Origin of the sequence: Corallococcus terminator (genome assembly GCF_049194865.1) — a bacterium.
GTDB lineage: Bacteria > Myxococcota > Myxococcia > Myxococcales > Myxococcaceae > Myxococcus > Myxococcus terminator_A.
This window is the reverse complement of the sequence record NZ_JBLZWL010000047.1, coordinates 17,314-34,329: the sequence shown is the minus strand read 5'-3', so window position 1 is coordinate 34,329 and position 17,016 is coordinate 17,314. Positions and strand designations below refer to the sequence as shown.

At 70.8% G+C, this 17,016-nt stretch carries 12 protein-coding genes; 7 read left to right on the top strand and 5 right to left on the bottom strand.

The annotated features are described in order from the left end of the window. Both ACN469_RS16350 and ACN469_RS16345 read left to right on the top strand, forming a co-directional pair. Window positions 1-1,299, top strand: a 1,299-nt coding sequence (locus ACN469_RS16350; RefSeq protein ID WP_498768922.1) for an ERAP1-like C-terminal domain-containing protein, incomplete at its 5' end; no start/stop codon positions are given. Window positions 1,300-1,390: 91 nt separating this feature from the next. Next, on the top strand, window positions 1,391-2,134 hold the full coding sequence (locus ACN469_RS16345; RefSeq protein WP_498768921.1) for an arylamine N-acetyltransferase family protein: 744 nt from the start codon (window positions 1,391-1,393) through the stop codon (window positions 2,132-2,134). A 13-nt stretch (window positions 2,135-2,147) separates the two neighbouring features. On the opposite strand, the gene ACN469_RS16340 is transcribed toward ACN469_RS16345, so the two are convergent. Further along, entirely contained in the window at window positions 2,148-3,110 is a 963-nt protein-coding gene (locus tag ACN469_RS16340; protein ID WP_498768919.1) for a DUF6624 domain-containing protein, read from the bottom strand. Between the two features lie 301 nt (window positions 3,111-3,411). Here ACN469_RS16340 and ACN469_RS16335 point away from each other — a divergent pair, with 301 nt between their 5' ends. Continuing rightward, complete coding sequence (locus ACN469_RS16335; protein ID WP_498768917.1) at window positions 3,412-7,071, top strand: DUF3857 domain-containing protein; 3,660 nt, start codon at window positions 3,412-3,414, stop codon at window positions 7,069-7,071. Between the two features lie 48 nt (window positions 7,072-7,119). On the opposite strand, the gene ACN469_RS16330 is transcribed toward ACN469_RS16335, so the two are convergent. The 3 genes from ACN469_RS16330 to ACN469_RS16320 all read right to left on the bottom strand — a co-directional run bounded on the left by ACN469_RS16330 (window position 7,120) and on the right by ACN469_RS16320 (window position 11,809). After that, the gene (locus ACN469_RS16330; protein ID WP_498768915.1) at window positions 7,120-8,328 is read right to left on the bottom strand and encodes a serine hydrolase domain-containing protein; all 1,209 of its coding nucleotides are present in this window, start codon (window positions 8,326-8,328) and stop codon (window positions 7,120-7,122) included. 149 nt (window positions 8,329-8,477) lie between these two features. Further along, window positions 8,478-10,646, bottom strand: coding sequence for a bifunctional alpha,alpha-trehalose-phosphate synthase (UDP-forming)/trehalose-phosphatase (locus tag ACN469_RS16325; protein ID WP_498768913.1), 2,169 nt, complete (start codon window positions 10,644-10,646; stop codon window positions 8,478-8,480). Window positions 10,647-10,660: 14 nt separating this feature from the next. Beyond that, a complete protein-coding gene (locus ACN469_RS16320) occupies window positions 10,661-11,809 on the bottom strand; it encodes a hypothetical protein (RefSeq protein ID WP_498768911.1) in 1,149 nt (382 codons plus the stop codon). A 154-nt stretch (window positions 11,810-11,963) separates the two neighbouring features. Between ACN469_RS16320 and ACN469_RS16315 the strand changes: the two genes are divergently transcribed. Together ACN469_RS16315 and ACN469_RS16310 are read left to right on the top strand one after the other, a co-directional pair. Continuing rightward, window positions 11,964-13,175: a sensor histidine kinase gene (locus ACN469_RS16315; RefSeq protein WP_498768909.1), complete on the top strand. Its 1,212-nt coding sequence runs from the start codon at window positions 11,964-11,966 to the stop codon at window positions 13,173-13,175. Next, the gene (locus tag ACN469_RS16310; protein WP_498768907.1) at window positions 13,172-14,524 is read left to right on the top strand and encodes a sigma-54-dependent transcriptional regulator; all 1,353 of its coding nucleotides are present in this window, start codon (window positions 13,172-13,174) and stop codon (window positions 14,522-14,524) included. Before ACN469_RS16315 ends, ACN469_RS16310 begins: the two co-directional genes overlap by 4 nt. Window positions 14,525-14,546: 22 nt before the next feature. Here the strand turns inward: ACN469_RS16310 and ACN469_RS16305 are convergent, their stop codons facing one another. Beyond that, the gene (locus tag ACN469_RS16305; RefSeq protein WP_498768906.1) at window positions 14,547-15,041 is read right to left on the bottom strand and encodes an SgcJ/EcaC family oxidoreductase; all 495 of its coding nucleotides are present in this window, start codon (window positions 15,039-15,041) and stop codon (window positions 14,547-14,549) included. 185 nt (window positions 15,042-15,226) lie between these two features. Between ACN469_RS16305 and ACN469_RS16300 the strand changes: the two genes are divergently transcribed. Together ACN469_RS16300 and ACN469_RS16295 are read left to right on the top strand one after the other, a co-directional pair. After that, window positions 15,227-16,684 (top strand): DUF6209 family protein, encoded by a 1,458-nt coding sequence (locus tag ACN469_RS16300; RefSeq protein ID WP_498768904.1) that lies wholly within the window; start codon window positions 15,227-15,229, stop codon window positions 16,682-16,684. Then, window positions 16,681-16,995, top strand: a complete 315-nt coding sequence (locus ACN469_RS16295; RefSeq protein ID WP_498768902.1) for a hypothetical protein — start codon at window positions 16,681-16,683, stop codon at window positions 16,993-16,995. Before ACN469_RS16300 ends, ACN469_RS16295 begins: the two co-directional genes overlap by 4 nt. The last annotated feature ends 21 nt before the right edge of the window (window positions 16,996-17,016 follow it).

The window sequence follows — 17,016 nt, the reverse complement described above, 5'->3', positions numbered from 1 at the left end:
CCCGACGTCGCCCGCTCCTTCCGCAGCTTCATCGACCAGCCGGGCGCTCCCCGCGTCTCCGCCGAGGTCCAGTGCGACGCCGGCAAGCCGCCGAAGCTGAAGCTGTCCCAGGAGCGCTACGTGCCCGCGGGCTCCACCGCCTCCAAGGACCAGACCTGGTCCGTCCCCGTGTGCTTGCGCGCCGGTGGCGGCGCGGAGGACGTGCGCGTCTGCCAGCTGCTCTCCGAGCGCACCGGTGAGCTGGAGCTGCCCCTCAAGAAGTGTCCCCAGTGGGTGCTGCTCAACGCGGGCGGCATGGGCTACTACCGCGCGGGCTACTCGTCCCAGCAGCTCACCCAGGTGCTCGCCTCGACCAGGAAGGCGCTGACGGTGCCGGAGCGGCTGGCGCTCCTCGCGGACGTGGAGGCCTCGGTGCGCCGGGGGGACCTGGCGCTCGGCGAGGCGCTGAAGCTGGTGCCGGAGACCGCGGCCGACTCGAACCGCTCCATCGTCATGGGCGGCGCCCGCCTGCTCTACCTGGTGCAAGAGGACCACCTCACCCCGGCCGAGCGCTCGCGCTTCCGCGCCTGGGTGGGACAGCTCTACGGCGCTCGCGCCAAGGCCCTGGGCTGGCAGCCCGCGAAGGACGACAGCGATGAGCTGAAGCAGACGCGCTCGCTGCACCTCGCCCTGGCGACGATGACGGGACATCACCCCTCCCTGGTGCGCGAGGCCCAGACTCTCGCGGCCCGGTGGCTCAAGAAGCGCGACAGCGTGGACCCGGAGGCAGTCCCCCTGGTGCTGTCGGTGGCCGCGCGCAACGCCGACCGCGCCCTCTACGACACGCTGCTCGCCCGAGCGCGCAAGGCCGAGGACCGCAACGAGCGCAGCCAGATGATCACCGTGCTCGCCAGCTTCCGGGACCCGGCCCTCGTGAAGGAGAACCTGAACCTGGCGATGAACGAGTTCGACGTGCGCGACTCACGCCCCCTGTTCGGCGGAGCCTTCTCCGAGCCGGAGACGCGCGAGGTGGCGTGGAGCTTCTATCGCGAGCACTTCGACGCGCTCGCCAAGCGCGTCCGCTCGGACGAACTGGGCTGGCTCATCGCGATGACGGGCTCGCTCTGTGACGACAAGCACCGCGCGGAGCTGGAGTCCTTCCTCGGCCCCCGCGTCGACAAGCTGGAGGGCGCGACGCGCTCCTACGTCCGGGCGCTGGAGTCCATCCGCCTGTGCGTGGAGGCGGACCGCCTGCACCTCAAGAGCCTGCAGTCCTTCCTGCGCCGCCCGCCCTCCGTGGCCAGCACCCCGGCGAAGTAGGACACGGGCCAGAGGCTCCCTCGTCAGGAGAGGGAGCCTCCCGCCCGGGAAGCCGTTCCACCCACCGGGCGGACCGCGCTACACAGGCCCCATGTTCGACGCCGCGCGATACCTGGAACGCATCAACGCCTCTCCCCAGTCGTCGCTGGCCGCGCTGCACCGTGCCCACCTGGAGGCGGTGCCTTTCGAGAACCTGGACATCCACCTGGGCCGCCCCATCCGGCTCGACACGGACGCCCTCTTCGACAAGGTCGTCACCCGCCGGCGCGGCGGCTTCTGCTACGAGCTCAACGGCCTCTTCGCCCGGTTGCTCTCGTCCCAGGGATTCAACGTCACGCCGCTGTCCGCGCGCGTCGCCTCGGACGACAAGGACGGGACGTTCGGCCCGGAGTTCGACCACCTGGCGCTCCAGGTGGAGGACAGGGGCGAGCGGTGGCTCGTCGACGTCGGCTTCGGGGACGGCTTCATGGAGCCGCTGCGCCTGGACGAACGCGGCGTGCAGACGCGCGACGGGCGCGACTACCGGCTGTCCGCCGAGGGCGAGGGGCTCTTGCTGTGGCGCGACTCGGAGCAGGGCTGGGAGGCGCAGTACGCGCTCTCCCTCGTCCCACGCGCGCTGGAGGACTTCACCGGCATGTGCCACCACCACCAGACGTCGCCCGCATCCATCTTCACGCAGCGACGGCTGTGCACCCGGGCGACGCCCAAGGGCCGCGTCACCCTCAAGGAAGGCACCCTCGTCCTCACCGAGGGCAAGGAGCGCCGCGAGCTGCCCATGGTGGACGAGGACTCCCGCCGACAGGCGCTCGCGGAGCACTTCGGAGTCGTGCTCTAGAAGCCGCGAGGGCTCAGGGCTTGTTCATCGCGGCCTTCATCCGCTCGACGCTCTGGATGTACTCCTCCACCGAGTCGAGGCCCACGGCGGCGCGACGCGCGTTCACATTCGCCGGGTCCTCCAGCTGCTTGGGCACCATCTTCCCTTCGGCATTCGGCTCCAGCTGCGTCGCGTAGCGCTGCGGCTTGTCGGTGTTCACCAGCACCCGGTCCGTGAGGTACGCGAGCTCCTTGGCCGAGCCCTCTCCTCGCGTCACGGCCTGCTCCAGCATCGGCAGGACCTGCTCCTGGAACGCCACGTCCTGGTCCGCGTGCTGCACCATCAGCCACGCGCTGAAGGTGGCGCGCGCGCCCACCAGGGCCTTGCCCGGCCAGCCCCGCTTCGCGATGACTTCCTTGAGGAACGCCGTGTTGTCGGCGTCGACCTTGACCATCTCCGCCTTGACGGCCTCGTCCTTGAACTGCGAGGCGACGAGCAGCCGGCGCACCCGCTGGTCCTCCTCGGCGCGCTTCAACAGCTCGTCGCGCAGCGCCGGGTCCGCGGCCTCGTACTGCTTCGCCTCGGCCGCGGCGATTCGCTGCTCCAGCGGCGCGAAGCCGGGCAGGCTCCGGATGTTGTCCAGGTCCGTGTCCTTGGCCAGGTGCTTCGCGTCGTCGAAGCCCTCGTCCACGGCGCGCTCCAACCAGACCAGGGCCTCCTCGGGCTGCTTCGCGAGGGACGCCGAGCAGGCCGCGCTGTAGGCCATGACCTTCCCTCGCACCCCACCCTCCCAGGCGCGGCGGTACAGCAGCACCGCACCCGCGTCGTCGCCCTTCCGGGACAGCCCATACGCCTCGGCGGAGGCCTGCTTCGCCTCGGGCGTGGCGACGGGCTTGGGCGCTGGCGTCGCCGTGGACGCGGCGGGCTCCGAGGCGCCTCCACCGTGGGCACAGGCAATCAGGTTCAGCGCGGTGAGCAGGATGACGAGGCGACGCATGGCGCTCCGGGGGTGTGGGGGTGAAGCCCGGCGCTCCGAGGGCGTCCCAGGGGCGCCGGGGACGCGCAGTGTAGGCGGGGTTTTCAAGACCCCAAGCTCCTGACCTGCCCCGAGCCCCTCTGGACCCACCTCCACCTACTCCGTTCCCCTCCGTACGCCCGGTGACGTTTTCGGTTGCCTGTCCGCCATCCAGGGCCGCATGCAGGGGAAGGCCCCAAAGGGCCCGCCTGTTCATCGGCGTCGGCGGCCCCGGAATGCGCGGGGCCTTCGCCCTACACGCATGTCGCACCGAGGAGAACGGATGTCCCGCTTCACATGGCTGGCCGCAGTCTTCGTGCTCACCTGCCCCCTCTGGGCGCAGGCCCGGCCCGCGGCGGACGAGACAGCCCGCGTGTACGCGACCGAGGCGCTGAAGCAGGCGTCTTCGCCCCGGGGCGCCGCGGGGCTGCTCCGGCTGCACTCGCTGGTGGACGAGGTGGAGGACCTCACGCCGCTGGTGAGCACCTATGCCTACGTGGCCTCGCGGCGGCAGTTCGACGCGAACACCCGCGCCACCGCGCAGCTGCTCCTCCTGGACACCGAGCGTGCCCGGGGTCGGCTGACGCGCGCGGGCGAGGTGAAGCAGTGGATGGGCTTCCTCGGCGACTACTACGTCGTCGGCGGCTTCGACAACGAGGGCAAGTCCGGCTGTGACACGGACTTCGGCCCGGAGGCGGCCAACCTGGACCTGGGCGCGACGTACGCGGGCGCCAAGGGCCGGCAGGTGTCCTGGCGCAAGCTGACCGCGAACACCGCGGACGGCTACGTGGACCTGGCCACCGCCGTGCGCCCCAACCGCGAGGCCGTGGCCTACGCCGTCACCTGGCTGGAGTCCTCGCAGGAGACGCGCGTGGCCCTGGGCCTGGGCACCTCCGGCGCCTTCCGTCTGTGGGTGAACGGGCAGCTCGCCGCGAAGGAGGACCGCTACAACCTGCCGCGCCCGGACCAGTCCCGCGTGTCCGTGAAGCTGCGCAAGGGCCTCAACCGCGTGCTCCTCAAGGTGTGCCAGGAGACGGGCCCGCTGGGCTTCTACCTGCGCCAGGAGTCTCCCTCCGTGCGCGCGTCGCTGCCCGCCAAGGCGCCCGCCGTGGAGCGCGGCGCGGCCCCCGCTCCGCAGATGCTGCCCACGCTGACGTCCGCGCTGCGGAACATGGTGGAGAAGAACCCCGACGACGCGGCGCTGCGCGGGGACTACGCGCGGGTGCTCGGCTTCTTCCGGGGCTTCGATGACCGCGAGCACACCGCCACCGCGGAGGCGACGCGCGCGGCGGAGCTGGCGCCCAAGGACGCGCGCCTGCAGATGCTCGCGGCGAGCCTCCAGCGCGACGACCTGAACGAGCGCCGCCGCTTCCTCGAGGCCGCCGTGGCCGCGGACCCCACGCTGCCCGAGGCCCGCGTGGCCCTGGCGGACCACGAGCTGGAGCGCGGCCACCCCGAGCGCGTCATGGCGCTGGTGGGGCCCGTGCTGGAGAAGACGCCGGAGGATGCCTCCGCCCGGCTGGCGCTGGCCCGCGCCCACGAGGCCCTGGGTGAGCGCCCGCGCGCGCACGCGCTGGTGGAGGAGTCCTTCCGCTATCAGCCCCGGCAGCCGCGCGCGGTGCGCAACGCGGCCCAGATTTCCCGGCAGCTCGGCCGCAACCGCGAGGCGATGGACCGGATGCGCGTGGTGCTGGCGCTGCGCTTCGACGACACCGGCACGCGCCGCGCGCTGGCCGCGCTGCTGGCGGACTCCGGAGAGGTGGAGGCCGCCGAGCGCGAGTACGCGCAATTGGTCGCCCTCAACCCCTTCGACAACGGCGCGCGCGTGCGGCTGGCGGAGCTGAAGGCCAGCAACGGCGCGGTGGAGCCGGCGATGGCCCTCTTCGCGGAGGCCCGGGCCCTGTCCCCGGACGAGCCGGAGGTCTACGAGCGCGAGGGTCGCGCGCTGCTCGCCGCCGGGCGACGTGAGCCCGCGCTGGCCGCCTTCGAGCGCTCGCTGGTGCTGCGTCCGCAGAACCCCGGCCTGAAGGAGGCCCTGCGCGCCCTCAAGGGCGAGGGCGCCGGCGCCGGCATGCAGCACGTGGTGGACGCGAAGCCCCTGGCCAAGGAGGCCGAGGCGTACGTCCACGAGGACGCCATCTACCTGGTCGACAACACCTTCGTGCACGTCCAGAAGAGCGGCCTGTCCAGCCGGCTGATGCAGATGGTGGTGAAGGTGCAGAACGCGCGCGGCGTGGACGCCTTCCGCACCATGCCCATCACCTACTCGCCGGACCGCCAGGAGGTGCGCGTGCTGCGCGCCCGGGTGACGAAGACGGACGGCTCCGTGGTGGAGAGCTACGGGGAGAACGACCGCAACATCAATGAGCCGTGGACGGGCATGTACTACGACGCTCGCGCCAAGGTGCTCTCCTTCCCGTCCCTGGCCGCTGGCGACACGCTGGAGGTGACGTACCGCCTGGACGACACCGCGCAGGAGAACCTCCTGTCGGACTACTGGGGTGACGTGGAGAGCGTGCAGGGCGTCTATCCCAAGCTGCGCTTCCAGTACCTGGTGGAGATGCCCAAGGAGCGCCCGCTCTACTGGAACAAGAGCCGGCTGCAGGGCGTGGAGAGCGCGCAGGAGCCGGTGGACGGCGGGCGCGTGCTGTACCGCTGGAACGCGAAGCACGTGGCCAAGGTGGTGCCGGAGCCGGGCATGCCGGGCTGGGCGGAAGTGGCCCAGAACCTCCACGTCTCCACGTACCAGACGTGGGACCAGGTGGGCCGCTACTGGTGGGGCCTCGTCCGGGACCAGCTCCAGCCGAACACGGAGCTGAAGCAGACGGTGGACCAGGTGCTCCAGGGCGTGGACCGCAAGAACGAGCTGGCGGTGGTGCGCGCCATCTACAACTTCGTGGTGACGAACACGCGCTACGTCGCGCTGGAGTTCGGAATCCACGGCTTCAAGCCCTACCGGGTCGACCGGGTGCTGTCGCGGCGCTTCGGCGACTGCAAGGACAAGGCGAGCCTCATCCACTCCATGCTGCGGGTGGCGGGCGTGGACAGCCGGCTCGTCCTCCTGCGCATGCGCAGCCTGGGCGCGCTGGACGCGGAGCCGGCGAGCCTGGCGGCCTTCAACCACGCGATTGCTTATGTCCCCAAGTTTGACTTGTACCTGGATGGCACCGCGGAGTTCCACGGGGCGAAGGAGCTGCCCAGCGCGGACCGCGTCGCCAACGTGCTGGTGGTGGAGCCGGACGGCAAGAGCACCTTCCTCACCACGCCGGAGGCCAAGGCCGAGGACAACGCCACGGGCCTGAAGATGGACGTGGCGCTGCGCGCGGACGGCAGCGCGGAAGTGAAGGGCGCCAGCTCCGTGAGTGGCCAGAGCGCGCCGGAGTACCGCCGGGCCTACCGCCCCGAGGCCACGCGCAAGTCCACCTTCGAGCGGGCGTGGGCGCAGAGCTTCCCCGGCCTGACGGTGAACGAGGTGTCGCTGAGTGACACCACCCGGCTGGATGACGACGTGACGATGGACTTCCGCATGAGCATCCCGCGCTACGCGGAGGTGATGCCCAACGCGGTGCGCTTCCTGCCCTTCGGCACGGGCCGCACCTACCAGCAGGCCTTCGCCTCGCTGGCGGAGCGCCGGTTCGACCTGGTGATGCAGAGCCCGTGGGTCAACAGCTTCAACCTGCGCTACACGCTGCCCGCGGGCTGGTCCGTGACGGAGCTGCCGCAGGCGGTGGAGGAGACGAACGCGTTCGGTCGCCTCAAGCTCACCTACCGCGTGGAGGACGGCAAGCTCGTCGCCGAGGGCGAGGTGAAGCTCTCCGTCGCGCGCGTGAAGGCGGACGAGTACCCGGCGTTCAGGGACTTCCTCGGCCGCGTGGACCGCGCCTTCGCGCGCCGGGTCATCATCCAGGGCCCCGGCGGTCGCACCGCGTCCCTCGTGCGGTAGCTCCCCTCGGCCTCCGCTCGCGTGAGCGGAGGCCGTGCACCTCGCGACTCAGAGGCGAGGGGAGCGGGCGGCGAAGGTGGTGCCGACGATGCGGTCGGCGACGGCCGGCCGCTCCTGCCCCATGTGCAGCGTGTTGACGGAGTAGACCAGGCGCCGGCGCAAGTCCCGCGTGGCGCCCATGCCGTTGTTGTAGCCGTGCCGGTCTCCGCTCTTGCCCCACAGCGTCAGGCCGTTGACCTCGAAGCGCGTCAGGCCGGCGCCGTGAATCGCGCGACCGCCACCCGACGTGGGCACGTCCGGCACCGTGAACAGCTCCTGCAGCTGCGCGGGCGGCAAGAGCCAGCCCCTGAAGAGCGCGGAGAGGAACGTGTCCAGGTCGGCGGTGGTGGAGATCATCTCCCCGGCGGCCCAGGGGATGGACTGGTTCGCCTCGGTGATGTCGACCAGGTGCACCGTGCCGTCGGCGCGGGTGACGGCCTCGTAGCCTCGCGCGTGGGGCCCGGGAATCGTCGGGTCATTGCCGGGCACGGACGTGTCGCGCAGGTGGAGCGGCCCGAGGATGCGCTCGCGCACCGCGTGGCTGTAGGGGCGGCCCGTGACTTTCTCGATGAGCAGCCCCGCCACGAGGTAGCCGATGTTGCCGTACTCCTGTTGGGTGCCCGGCGCGAAGCGCGGCCCCAGGGGCAACGCCAGCGCGACCAGCTCCCGGGGCGACCAGCGGCGGAACCGGTTGTCGAAGAACCACTCCGGGTCCTTCGACGGCAGCGGGACGTTGGGCAGGCCGTGCGTGTGGTTCAGCAGTTGCCGCACGGTGATGAGGCCGAAGTTTGGGGGCAGCAGGCCGGGCAGGTAGTGCTGCACCGGCCTGTCCAGGTCCACGCGGCGCTCCGCGGCGAGCTGCAACACCACGGTGGCGGTGAACGTCTTGGTGATGCTGCCGATGCGGAAGCGCGCATCGGTGGGCACGGGTGTTCCCGCGTGGACATCCGCGACTCCGGACGCGCCGAGCCAGCGGCCCGCGGTGCCATTGATGCGGACCTGCGCCGCCGTCGTCTTCGTGTCCGGCAGGCCCGCGAGGACCTGGCGCAGGGCATCCCGGTCCAGGGGCGCCAGGAGCGACTGCTCCCAGTCCAACCCCTGTTCACTGGTCTCTACTTCGTTGGCGACGGCATCGTCACCCGGGCCACATCCCGCCCCGGAGAAGCTCACCACCAGCACCGCTGCACCCACCCGCAGACCACGGCGCGGGACATCCATGTTCCATCTCCCGTGAAAATCCGGCCCGGAAGCAGAACACCAGCGGAGACGAGGCCTGTCACCCGACTCGTCGGCCATTCGTGGAATGTCCTACGACTCGTCAACGGAACCGTCGAGCCGCCGCCGCGCCGTCGCCCTCCGGTGCGGCGTCAGGACTCCACGAGCGCGGCCAACAGCTTTCGCACGTCCTCCGGACCGCTGACGCGATACGTGGCGCGCGAGGGCTTGTTGCCCGCGTGAATCGTGAGCCCGCCCTCGGGCATGGCCGCGAACATGTCCTCGTCCGTGCGGTCATCGCCCATGGCCACCACCAGCGTGCCGGGGGCCAGCTGGCGCGTCACCGAGTCCACCACGCGACCCTTGTTCACGCCGTGGGGCCGCACCTCCACCACCTTGTCCCCGGGGAGGATGTCCACGGGCCGCCGGGCGAAGGTCTCCGCCAGCTTCAGCCGCAGCTCGCGGGACTGGAGCGCGCCGAACTCCGGGTCCACCTGGCGGTAGTGCCACGCCAGCGACGCGGACTTCTCCTCCACGAACGAGCCGGGCACGCGCGCGGCGAACTCGTCGAGCATGGGGCGCGCGGCGTCCTTCCACTCCGCCGTCACGCCGTCCAGCATCCGCCACGCGTCCGCCGGCTTGGGGCGGGACCACAGGCCGTGCTCCGCGTGCAGGCCCATGGGCAGCGCCCCGAACCACGCCTCCAGCGTCTCCTTGGGCCGACCGCTGACGACGCTCACCGTGGTGTTCGGCCGCGCCACCAGCTTCGCCAGCAGCGCGCGCAGGGCGTCATCCGGCGCGGCCAGCTCCGGCCTGGGCGCGAAGCCCACCAGCGTCCCGTCATAATCGAGCATCAGCGACAGGTGCTCCGCCGACTTCATGACCTCCAGCGCCTCCGCGCCGCCCTTCACGTCGTGGATGGAGACCGAGGGCAGCCCCTGGAGCCGGCCCAGGAAGGAGGCCACCCACCAGTGCACGTCGTGGGCCTTTACCTGCGCGCGCAGGGCACGCATGCGCTCGCGGCGCTCGTGCTCGCCCATTTCCAGTGCCTGCTCAATCGCGTCCGCCGTCGACTCCACGTCGTACGAGTTGACGACGAGCGCCTTGTTCAGCTCGTCCGCGGCGCCAGCGAACTCGCTGAGCACCAGCACGCCGTCCTCGTCCGGCCGGGAAGCGCAGAACTCCTTGGCCACCAGATTCATGCCATCTCTCACGGGCGTCACGAGCATGACGTCCGCGGAGCGGTACAGGCCGGCGAGCTGCTTCTCGTTGAAGGAGCGGTAGAGGTAGTGCACCGGCACGTTCTGCACGCTGCCGTACTGGCCATTGATGCGCCCCACCAGCTCGTTCACCTGCTCGCGGTACGTGGCGTACGCCTCCACCTGAGTGCGACTGGGTACGGCCACCTGGATGAAGCGCAGCCGCCCGCGCCACGAGGGCTCGCGCTCCAGCACGCGCTGCACCGCCAGCAGCCTGCGGGGGATGCCCTTGGTGTAGTCGAGCCGGTCGATGCCCAGCAGGATGCGCTGGCCCTCCGCACTGCGGCGCAAGGAGGCCACCTCCTCCAGCACGCTCTCCTCCCGCGCGAGGGTGTCGAAGGAGTCCGAGTCGATGCCCATGGGGAAGGCGCCCACCCGCACCTGCCGCCCCTCCCACATGATGCTGTCGACATCCGTGTCCAGGCTGAGCTGCCGCAACAGCGAGCCGGAGAAGTGCCGCACGTAGCTCACCGTGTGGAAGCCGATGAGGTCCGCGCCGAGCAGGCCCTTCAACAGCGCCTCGCGCCGGGGCAGCGTGCGGAAGATTTCCGACGAGGGGAACGGGATGTGGTGGAAGTACCCGATGCGGGCCTCGGGGAGCCGCTCGCGCAACATCCCCGGCACCAGCATGAGCTGGTAGTCGTGCACCCAGATGGTGTCGCCCGGCTGGTACTGCTTCGCGGTGAGGTCGGCGAAGCGCTCGTTGACCTTGCGGTACACCTCCCAGTCGCGGTCCTGCCGGGGGATGCGGTCCAGCATGTAGTGGCACAGCGGCCAGAGGACCCGGTTGGAGTAGCCCTCGTAGTAGCGGCTCACCTCGCTCGCGGTGAGGTGGATGGGGACATAGCGCTGCTCCGCGAACCGCGCCTCCACCTTGACGCGTTGGGTTTCCGACAACCGGGACATGTCGCCGGGCCAGCCAATCCACTGGCCTCCAGAGCGTTCATGCGGTCTGCGCAACCCCGTGGCCAGTCCGCCGGCACTGCTCACCACGGCGACGCTGTCCTTCTCCACCTTGACGGTGACGGGAAGACGATTGGAGACGAGCAGGAGTCGAGGCATAGAGCCCTTGACCCTTATTCACTCCCTCCGCGAATGGCCATGGTCGAATCGCGCGAGGTGGCGATTGGTGGACCCTCTCGCACCGCGCGTGGCGCCCAGCCGAGGCGAGCCAACAGCGCGGGCTCGCGGCCCGGTTTCCAGATGAACGCATCCAGCACGTAGTGCGTGGCCTGCGGCAACGCGAGCAGCGGCACCACCAGCGCCAGCAGGTCCGGCGAGAGCCCTACGCCCGCACCTCCGAAGAGGCCGGGCCGGTCATGCCAGATGAAGCGGTCCCACAACAGTTCCTCGGTGAACGCCAGCGCGACGAGGAACAGGAGGAAGCCGGGGAGGCCCGCGCGCAGGATGGAGCCCGCCGCGCCATAGCGGCCCTCCTCGCCGCGTCCGCGCGAGTAGCGGAACAGCAGCGCGAAGTAGGGCACGCCGTGCAGCACCACGTTCATCACGGTGAAGGTGAAGTCGTCGCGCGCGAGGACGATGCCGCCGAACCACGTCACCCACGTGGCGCCGACGAGCAGCACCTTGCCGACCTGGAGGCCCTCGCCGCGCGCGACGCGCAGGACCTGGAAGCCGAGCCACGTCACCAGCACCACCGCGTGTAGCGTCAGCGCCAGCGTGCCCATCCACATGGGAAGGCCGGGGAGGAAGTCTCCCTCCACGAACCACCAGAACGCGCGCGGCAGGTTCGCGTGCCACCACACGACGGGGCCCACGGTGGCCGCGTAGATGGCGGCGGCGTCCAGGCGACGCTCGAAGTCGGAGGCCCGCGCCTTGCGCGTGTACAGCGCCACCCAGCCGTACTGCTGGCGGACGAAGTGGAACAGCGCCACGTAGGCGAACAGCGTCCAGAAGGCGCCGGGGGACACCTGGTGCGCCAGCACACCCACCACCCAGGCGACGAGGGGCGCGGCCACATACAGGCCGGGGCGCTGGCGCAGTTCCTCCGGGTCCAGGTAGGTGCGGAACAGCGTGGACCAGACGTGGGCCACGTCCACGCAGACGACGAGCAGCAGCCACGCCCACAGTGGTGTGTCTCCCACCGTCCCCAGCCACGGCGACGCGAGCACGAGGGCCACGGAGACCAGCGCGCTGCCGGCGAAGACGGCGAGGTCCACGCGCGGACCGAACAACCAGCTCTGAGAGGGCGCGAGGAGGCGGGGCATCCGGGATGTGAGGCTATCAGCCTCCAAGTCGACCGGCACCCAGGCTCCGATTGGGCGACGGGCCGCTGGGGCGATACAACCCCGAGGCAAGCGCGGCGCGCCTCCCGCGTAGTGCGCCTGTCGCCCTCCCGCCGTGAGCCCGCCCGCGTCCACCATGTCCTCGACTCCCCCGCCCCCCCGCTTCCGCCGCCGACTGCTGGCGGTGATGCTGCTCGCGGGGCTCGTCCCACTGGTGCTGCTGGGCATCGTGGCCCAGGGCGCGCTGGAGCGAGTGCTGTCCGTCTCCGTGACCCCCGTGGAGGCGGTGCTGGATGACGTGTCCCTGGACCTGGAGCGCCGGGGCCTGCCTCGCGGCTCCCTGGACGAAGCTCGGCTGCACCTGGCCCAGGCGGAGCTGACACGTCGGGCCCTCGTCCGGCGCGTGCCCGCGTTCATCACCGTCCTTGTCCTCGTCTCGGGCGGCGTGCTGGCGGTGGCCGCCGTGCTGCTCGGCCGTGCGCTTACCCGTCCGGTGACGACGCTGACCGAGGGCATGTGGGCCTATGCGCGAGGCGACCTCTCCGTGCGACTTCCCGCCACGGACCCGCCCCGCGACGAGCTCCAGTTCCTCCTGGGCCAGTTCAACCGCATGGGCCAGGAGCTGGTCGCCCAGCGCGAACGGCTCAAGTCCGCCGAGCAGATCGCCGCATGGCAGGACGTGGCTCGCTCGCTCGCCCACGAGCTGAAGAACCCCCTCACCGCGATGAAGCTCTCGCTCGTGCGGCTGTCTCGCGCGGACACGGGGTCCCCCTCGGACGCCACGCGCGTCACCGAGTCCGTGGCCCTGCTCCAGGAGGAAGTGGAGTTGCTGATGCGGATGACCCAGAGCTTCTCCACCTTCGCGCGCCTGCCCGCGCCCCGTTTCCAGGACGTGCCCCTGCGCCCGCTGCTCTCCGAAATCTGCTCGCTGTACGCGGAGACCTCGCCCGTGCCGGTGGAGCTGCTGCCCGGACCGGACGTCTCGCTGCGCGCGGACCCGGATGGCCTGCGCCGCCTGTTCGGCAACCTCGTGAAGAACGCCGCCGAGGCCTCCTCCGAGGGCGCCCCTCCCGTACGAATCTCACTGGAGCCCGCGACGGAGCACACCGTGCGAGTCACCGTGACGGATGGCGGCAACGGGGTCCCCGCCGTGCTGGAAGGCGCGGCCCTCACGCGTGGTCTCTTCAGCACCAAGCCCGAAGGCAGTGGGCTGGGGCTGCCCATCTCGCAGAAAATCACCCATGAACACGGCGGCACGCTCCGGCTGGAGCCCGCGCCCGGTGGCGGTACGCTCGCGCGCGTGGAGCTGCCCTTCCTTCCCCCTTCGTCCCCCGTGCCCACGACATGAAGCCCGGCCCCCGCATCCTCGTCGTCGACGACGACCCTGGCGTCCTCAAGGCCCTGCGTGGCCTCTTGAGCGACGAGGGCTTCACTCCCGTGGAGGCCCGCTCCACCGCCGAGGCCACCCGTGTCCTCGAAGCCCCCGAGGGCCTGCCCGCGATGATGCTGCTCGACCTGCGCATGCCGGGCGAGACGGGGCTGGAGTTCCTCGCGCGACTGCCGCGTCCACTGCCCGTGCCCGTCGTCGTGCTGTCGGGCGAGGCGTCACCGTCGGAGGCCGCGCAGGCCTTGAAGCTCGGCGCCACGGACTTCGTGGAGAAGCCGCCCTCACCCGAGCGGCTCGTCACGGCGCTGCGCAACGCCCTGGCGCTCGGCGCGCTCCAGGAGGAACGCGAGCGATTGCTGGACGCGCTCGCTCGCCCCGGACATCTCGTGGGCGACAGCCCCAGCATGGGAGCCCTGCGTCAGCTCATCGCGCGTGTGGGCCCCAGCGACACGGCGGTGCTGATTACCGGTGAGACGGGCACAGGCAAGGAGCGCGTCGCGCGAGCGCTGCACCTGGCCTCGGGACGCAAGGGCCGGCTCGTCGCCGTCAACTGCGCTGCGATTCCCGCCACGCTGCTGGAGAGCGAGCTGTTCGGCCATGAGAAGGGCGCGTTCTCCGGCGCGGTGACTCGGCGCGCGGGGCGCATCGAACAGGCACACGGCGGCACGCTGCTCCTGGATGAAATTGGCGACATGCCGCTGGAGCTGCAGGCCAAGCTCTTGCGCGTGCTGGAGACGCGCGAAGTGGAGCGGCTCGGCGGCTCGGTGCCCGTGCCCGTGGACGCGCGCATCCTCGCTGCGACACATCAGGAACTGGCTCGCGCGGTGAAGGAGGGGCGCTTCCGTCAGGACCTCTTCTTCCGCCTCAACGTCATGCCCCTGCACATCCCTCCGCTGCGCGAGCGCCTCGAGGACCTGCTCCCGCTGGCACGCACCTTCGCGGCCGAGTTCGCCGGACCGGGAGCACCGCTGGAGCTGGCCCCAGGCGCGGAGACCGCGCTGCGCGCCTACCCGTGGCCCGGCAACGTGCGCGAACTGCGCAACGTCATCGAGCGGCTCAACCTGCTGCGAGGCGGAGGTCCGCTGACGCTCGGCCCGGAGGCCGTCGTCGCGCCGACGACCTCAGCCCCCACCGCGCGCCCCAGCCTCGGCGAGAAGAGCTACCGCGAGCACGTGGAGGACTTCGAGCGGGAGCTCATCCGCGCCGCGCTCCAGGAGGGCGAGAGCATCGCCGGTGCAGCGCGGCTGTTGCAGGTGGACCGAGGCAACCTCTACCGACGCATCAAGGCGCTCGGGCTCCCGGTGGCCTGAGCGCATCGACACCGTCCCCGCGCTACGGCCGGGGCTTCACGTCGGTGTTCTGCCCCGCGACGATGCGCCACGTGCCGTCCACGCGGTTCATCACGTACCGCATCTGGGTCCGCAGCAGGCCCGGCTCCGTGTTCTGCACACCGGGAGGCAGACCCACATGCCCGGTCACCTCGTGCGTCGTGTCCACCACGGCCACGTCGCGCGCGGGGAAGCGCACCCGCCGGATGGTGACCTTGTCCTGACTGCCCTTGAAGATCGTCTGGAAGATGGCCGCGTGGCGCTCCTGAATCTGCGGCTGGCCCTCGAACACCGTCCCGACGATGTTGATGAAGTCCGCGTCCGGCGCGAAGTCTTTCGACCACACCACCGCGTCCTGGCGGTTCCACGCCTGGGTCTGCACATCCAACATCTGGCGGATGTCCTGCTCGTCTCGCGAGGGGTCGACGTGCGCGCAGGCCTGGGACAGCAACAGCAACGCGCACACCAGGGCCAACCGGGTGGGAACACTGCGAATCACGGTGAAGCTCCTTGCTGGGAAGAGGACCCGACAGCCTGCCACAAGCCCGAGGGAAGCCGAGCCCTGGCGTCACCCGCCCCCACACTCCCCGCGCGATTCTCGGCGAGCAGGAAACCCAGAAAGCCCCGGGTGCGATAATCCCTCCGGACCCACCCCCAGGTCGCCCCACCAGGAAGAGCCGCCCCATGTCGAACCGCATCGGCCGCCCCCCTTTCACTCCCGCCACTCAGCCCGGGCTCGGCGGGGAGCGTGAGCGCGCGGCGCGGCCCACCGGTGAGAAGACGTCCCAGGCCCGGCCCCAGGTCGACCAGTTCGAGTCCCGCGCCACGCGTCCCCAGGTCACCGCGTCGCTGCTGGGAGGAACCGCCGCGACGACGGCCGTCAACGCGAAGGCGCTCGATATCCAGCCGCAGCTCCACGCGGCCACCGGCTACGAGGCCCGCTTCGAGCAGGGCGGCCGCAAGGCCAACGCCTTCGTGGAAGGCCAGGGTCAGGTGAGCCTGCCCACGGGCCCCGGCCGAGGCCCCTCCTTCCACGCCGAGGCGGGCAAGCCGCTGACGGTGACGGCGGACCCGGCGCGCTTCTCCACGCAGACCGAGAAGGTGGAGCTGGTGTGGCGGCTGGTCCCCGGGGGCACGGAGACGGCGATTCCGCTCACCAACGGCAGCCGCGACGCGAACGGCCGGCTGAACATCCAGCCTGGGACGTTCACCCTTCCTCCTGAAGCCACGGGGCTGGTGCGCCTGTCGTTCCGCACCACGGGCTCCGACGGGCGCGTCAGCAACCAGTGGGACCCGAGCAACGACGCGCAGGTCGCCTCGAAAGAGGGCGCGACGGTGTCGTTCACCGAGGACTTCAAGACGCAGGTCGACGGCACGCTGCGCGCGGGAGACAAGGTCCAGCTCGCGTATGACCAGGACCGCCTCAAGGCGCTCGCGGGCGGCAAGACACCCTCCGACGTCGTGGCTTGCGTGTCCTTCAACGGCGGGCCGCCCCTGGAGTTCCCGCTCGACCTCCAGGCGGGCCAGTCCGGCAACGCGGGCGGCGACTTCCTGCCGTCCTTCCGCGTGCCCTTCGAGGCCACGGACATGCAGGTCTGGTTCCGGGGCAAGGCGGACGACAACACGACGTGGGACTCGGCCAACGGACAGAACTTCAAGTTCTCCGTCGGCGTCACGCGCGACGACGCCGAGCCGGGCTGGAAGAACGAGCTGCTCAAGAGCAAGAGCTTCCCCAACCTGAGCGCCGACAAGTTCGTGGGCATCGGCCCCTCGTCGGAGCGCTACAACTGCATCGCGTGGACGGTGGGCAACCGCAGCGAGTGGGTCTGGCCGGGCACGCGCGTGGAGGACTTCGACAAGCTGTATGCGACGCAGGGCTACAAGCCGATGGACTCGTTGGACTTGAGCCACGACCCCAGCCTGGAGAAGGTGGTCATCTACGGCCGCAAGCCCAAGACGGGCACGGGCCCGCTCGAGGTGACGCACGGCGCGCTGATGGATGAGCAGGGACGCTTCACGAGCAAGATTGGCACCCAGCCGCTCATCCGTCACAACAGCGCTGACGACCTCACCGGCCCTTCGTATGGTGAGCCCGTGCGAGTCTACGTGCGTCCCCGCCAGTCCCCCGTGAGCAGCTCATGAGCAGCGCGCCCGCCGCCCGCTTCGACGCGCTGGCCGAGGAGTGGGAGCGACACTGCGCGGAGCACCGCGAGTCGTCCAATCCCTACGTGTTCCTGGAGCACCCGTCGTTCGACGCGCTCGTGGCGTTGGGACGTCCGGCGGTGCCGCTCATCATCGAGCGCTATCGCGAAGGCAGCGTCTTCTGGGGCGCCGCGCTGCGCCGCATCACCGGTGTCACCACGTTCGGTGAGGGCGTGGTGGGCAACCTGGAGGCGAACCGCCAGGGGTGGCTGAAGTGGTGGAGTGAGAACGAGGCCGCGTACCCCGGCTGAGCCTCCGCTGAAGCCCTGTCC

What these genes read in the sequence shown, in the direction of transcription:
- ACN469_RS16345 (WP_498768921.1), top strand. Translation starts at nt 1,391, where the DNA reads ATGTTCGACGCCGCGCGATACCTGGAACGCATCAACGCCTCTCCCCAG.
- ACN469_RS16340 (WP_498768919.1), bottom strand. Translation starts at nt 3,110, where the DNA reads ATGCGTCGCCTCGTCATCCTGCTCACCGCGCTGAACCTGATTGCCTGT.
- ACN469_RS16335 (WP_498768917.1), top strand. Translation starts at nt 3,412, where the DNA reads ATGTCCCGCTTCACATGGCTGGCCGCAGTCTTCGTGCTCACCTGCCCC.
- ACN469_RS16330 (WP_498768915.1), bottom strand. Translation starts at nt 8,328, where the DNA reads ATGGATGTCCCGCGCCGTGGTCTGCGGGTGGGTGCAGCGGTGCTGGTG.
- ACN469_RS16325 (WP_498768913.1), bottom strand. Translation starts at nt 10,646, where the DNA reads ATGCCTCGACTCCTGCTCGTCTCCAATCGTCTTCCCGTCACCGTCAAG.
- ACN469_RS16320 (WP_498768911.1), bottom strand. Translation starts at nt 11,809, where the DNA reads ATGCCCCGCCTCCTCGCGCCCTCTCAGAGCTGGTTGTTCGGTCCGCGC.
- ACN469_RS16315 (WP_498768909.1), top strand. Translation starts at nt 11,964, where the DNA reads ATGTCCTCGACTCCCCCGCCCCCCCGCTTCCGCCGCCGACTGCTGGCG.
- ACN469_RS16310 (WP_498768907.1), top strand. Translation starts at nt 13,172, where the DNA reads ATGAAGCCCGGCCCCCGCATCCTCGTCGTCGACGACGACCCTGGCGTC.
- ACN469_RS16300 (WP_498768904.1), top strand. Translation starts at nt 15,227, where the DNA reads ATGTCGAACCGCATCGGCCGCCCCCCTTTCACTCCCGCCACTCAGCCC.
- ACN469_RS16295 (WP_498768902.1), top strand. Translation starts at nt 16,681, where the DNA reads ATGAGCAGCGCGCCCGCCGCCCGCTTCGACGCGCTGGCCGAGGAGTGG.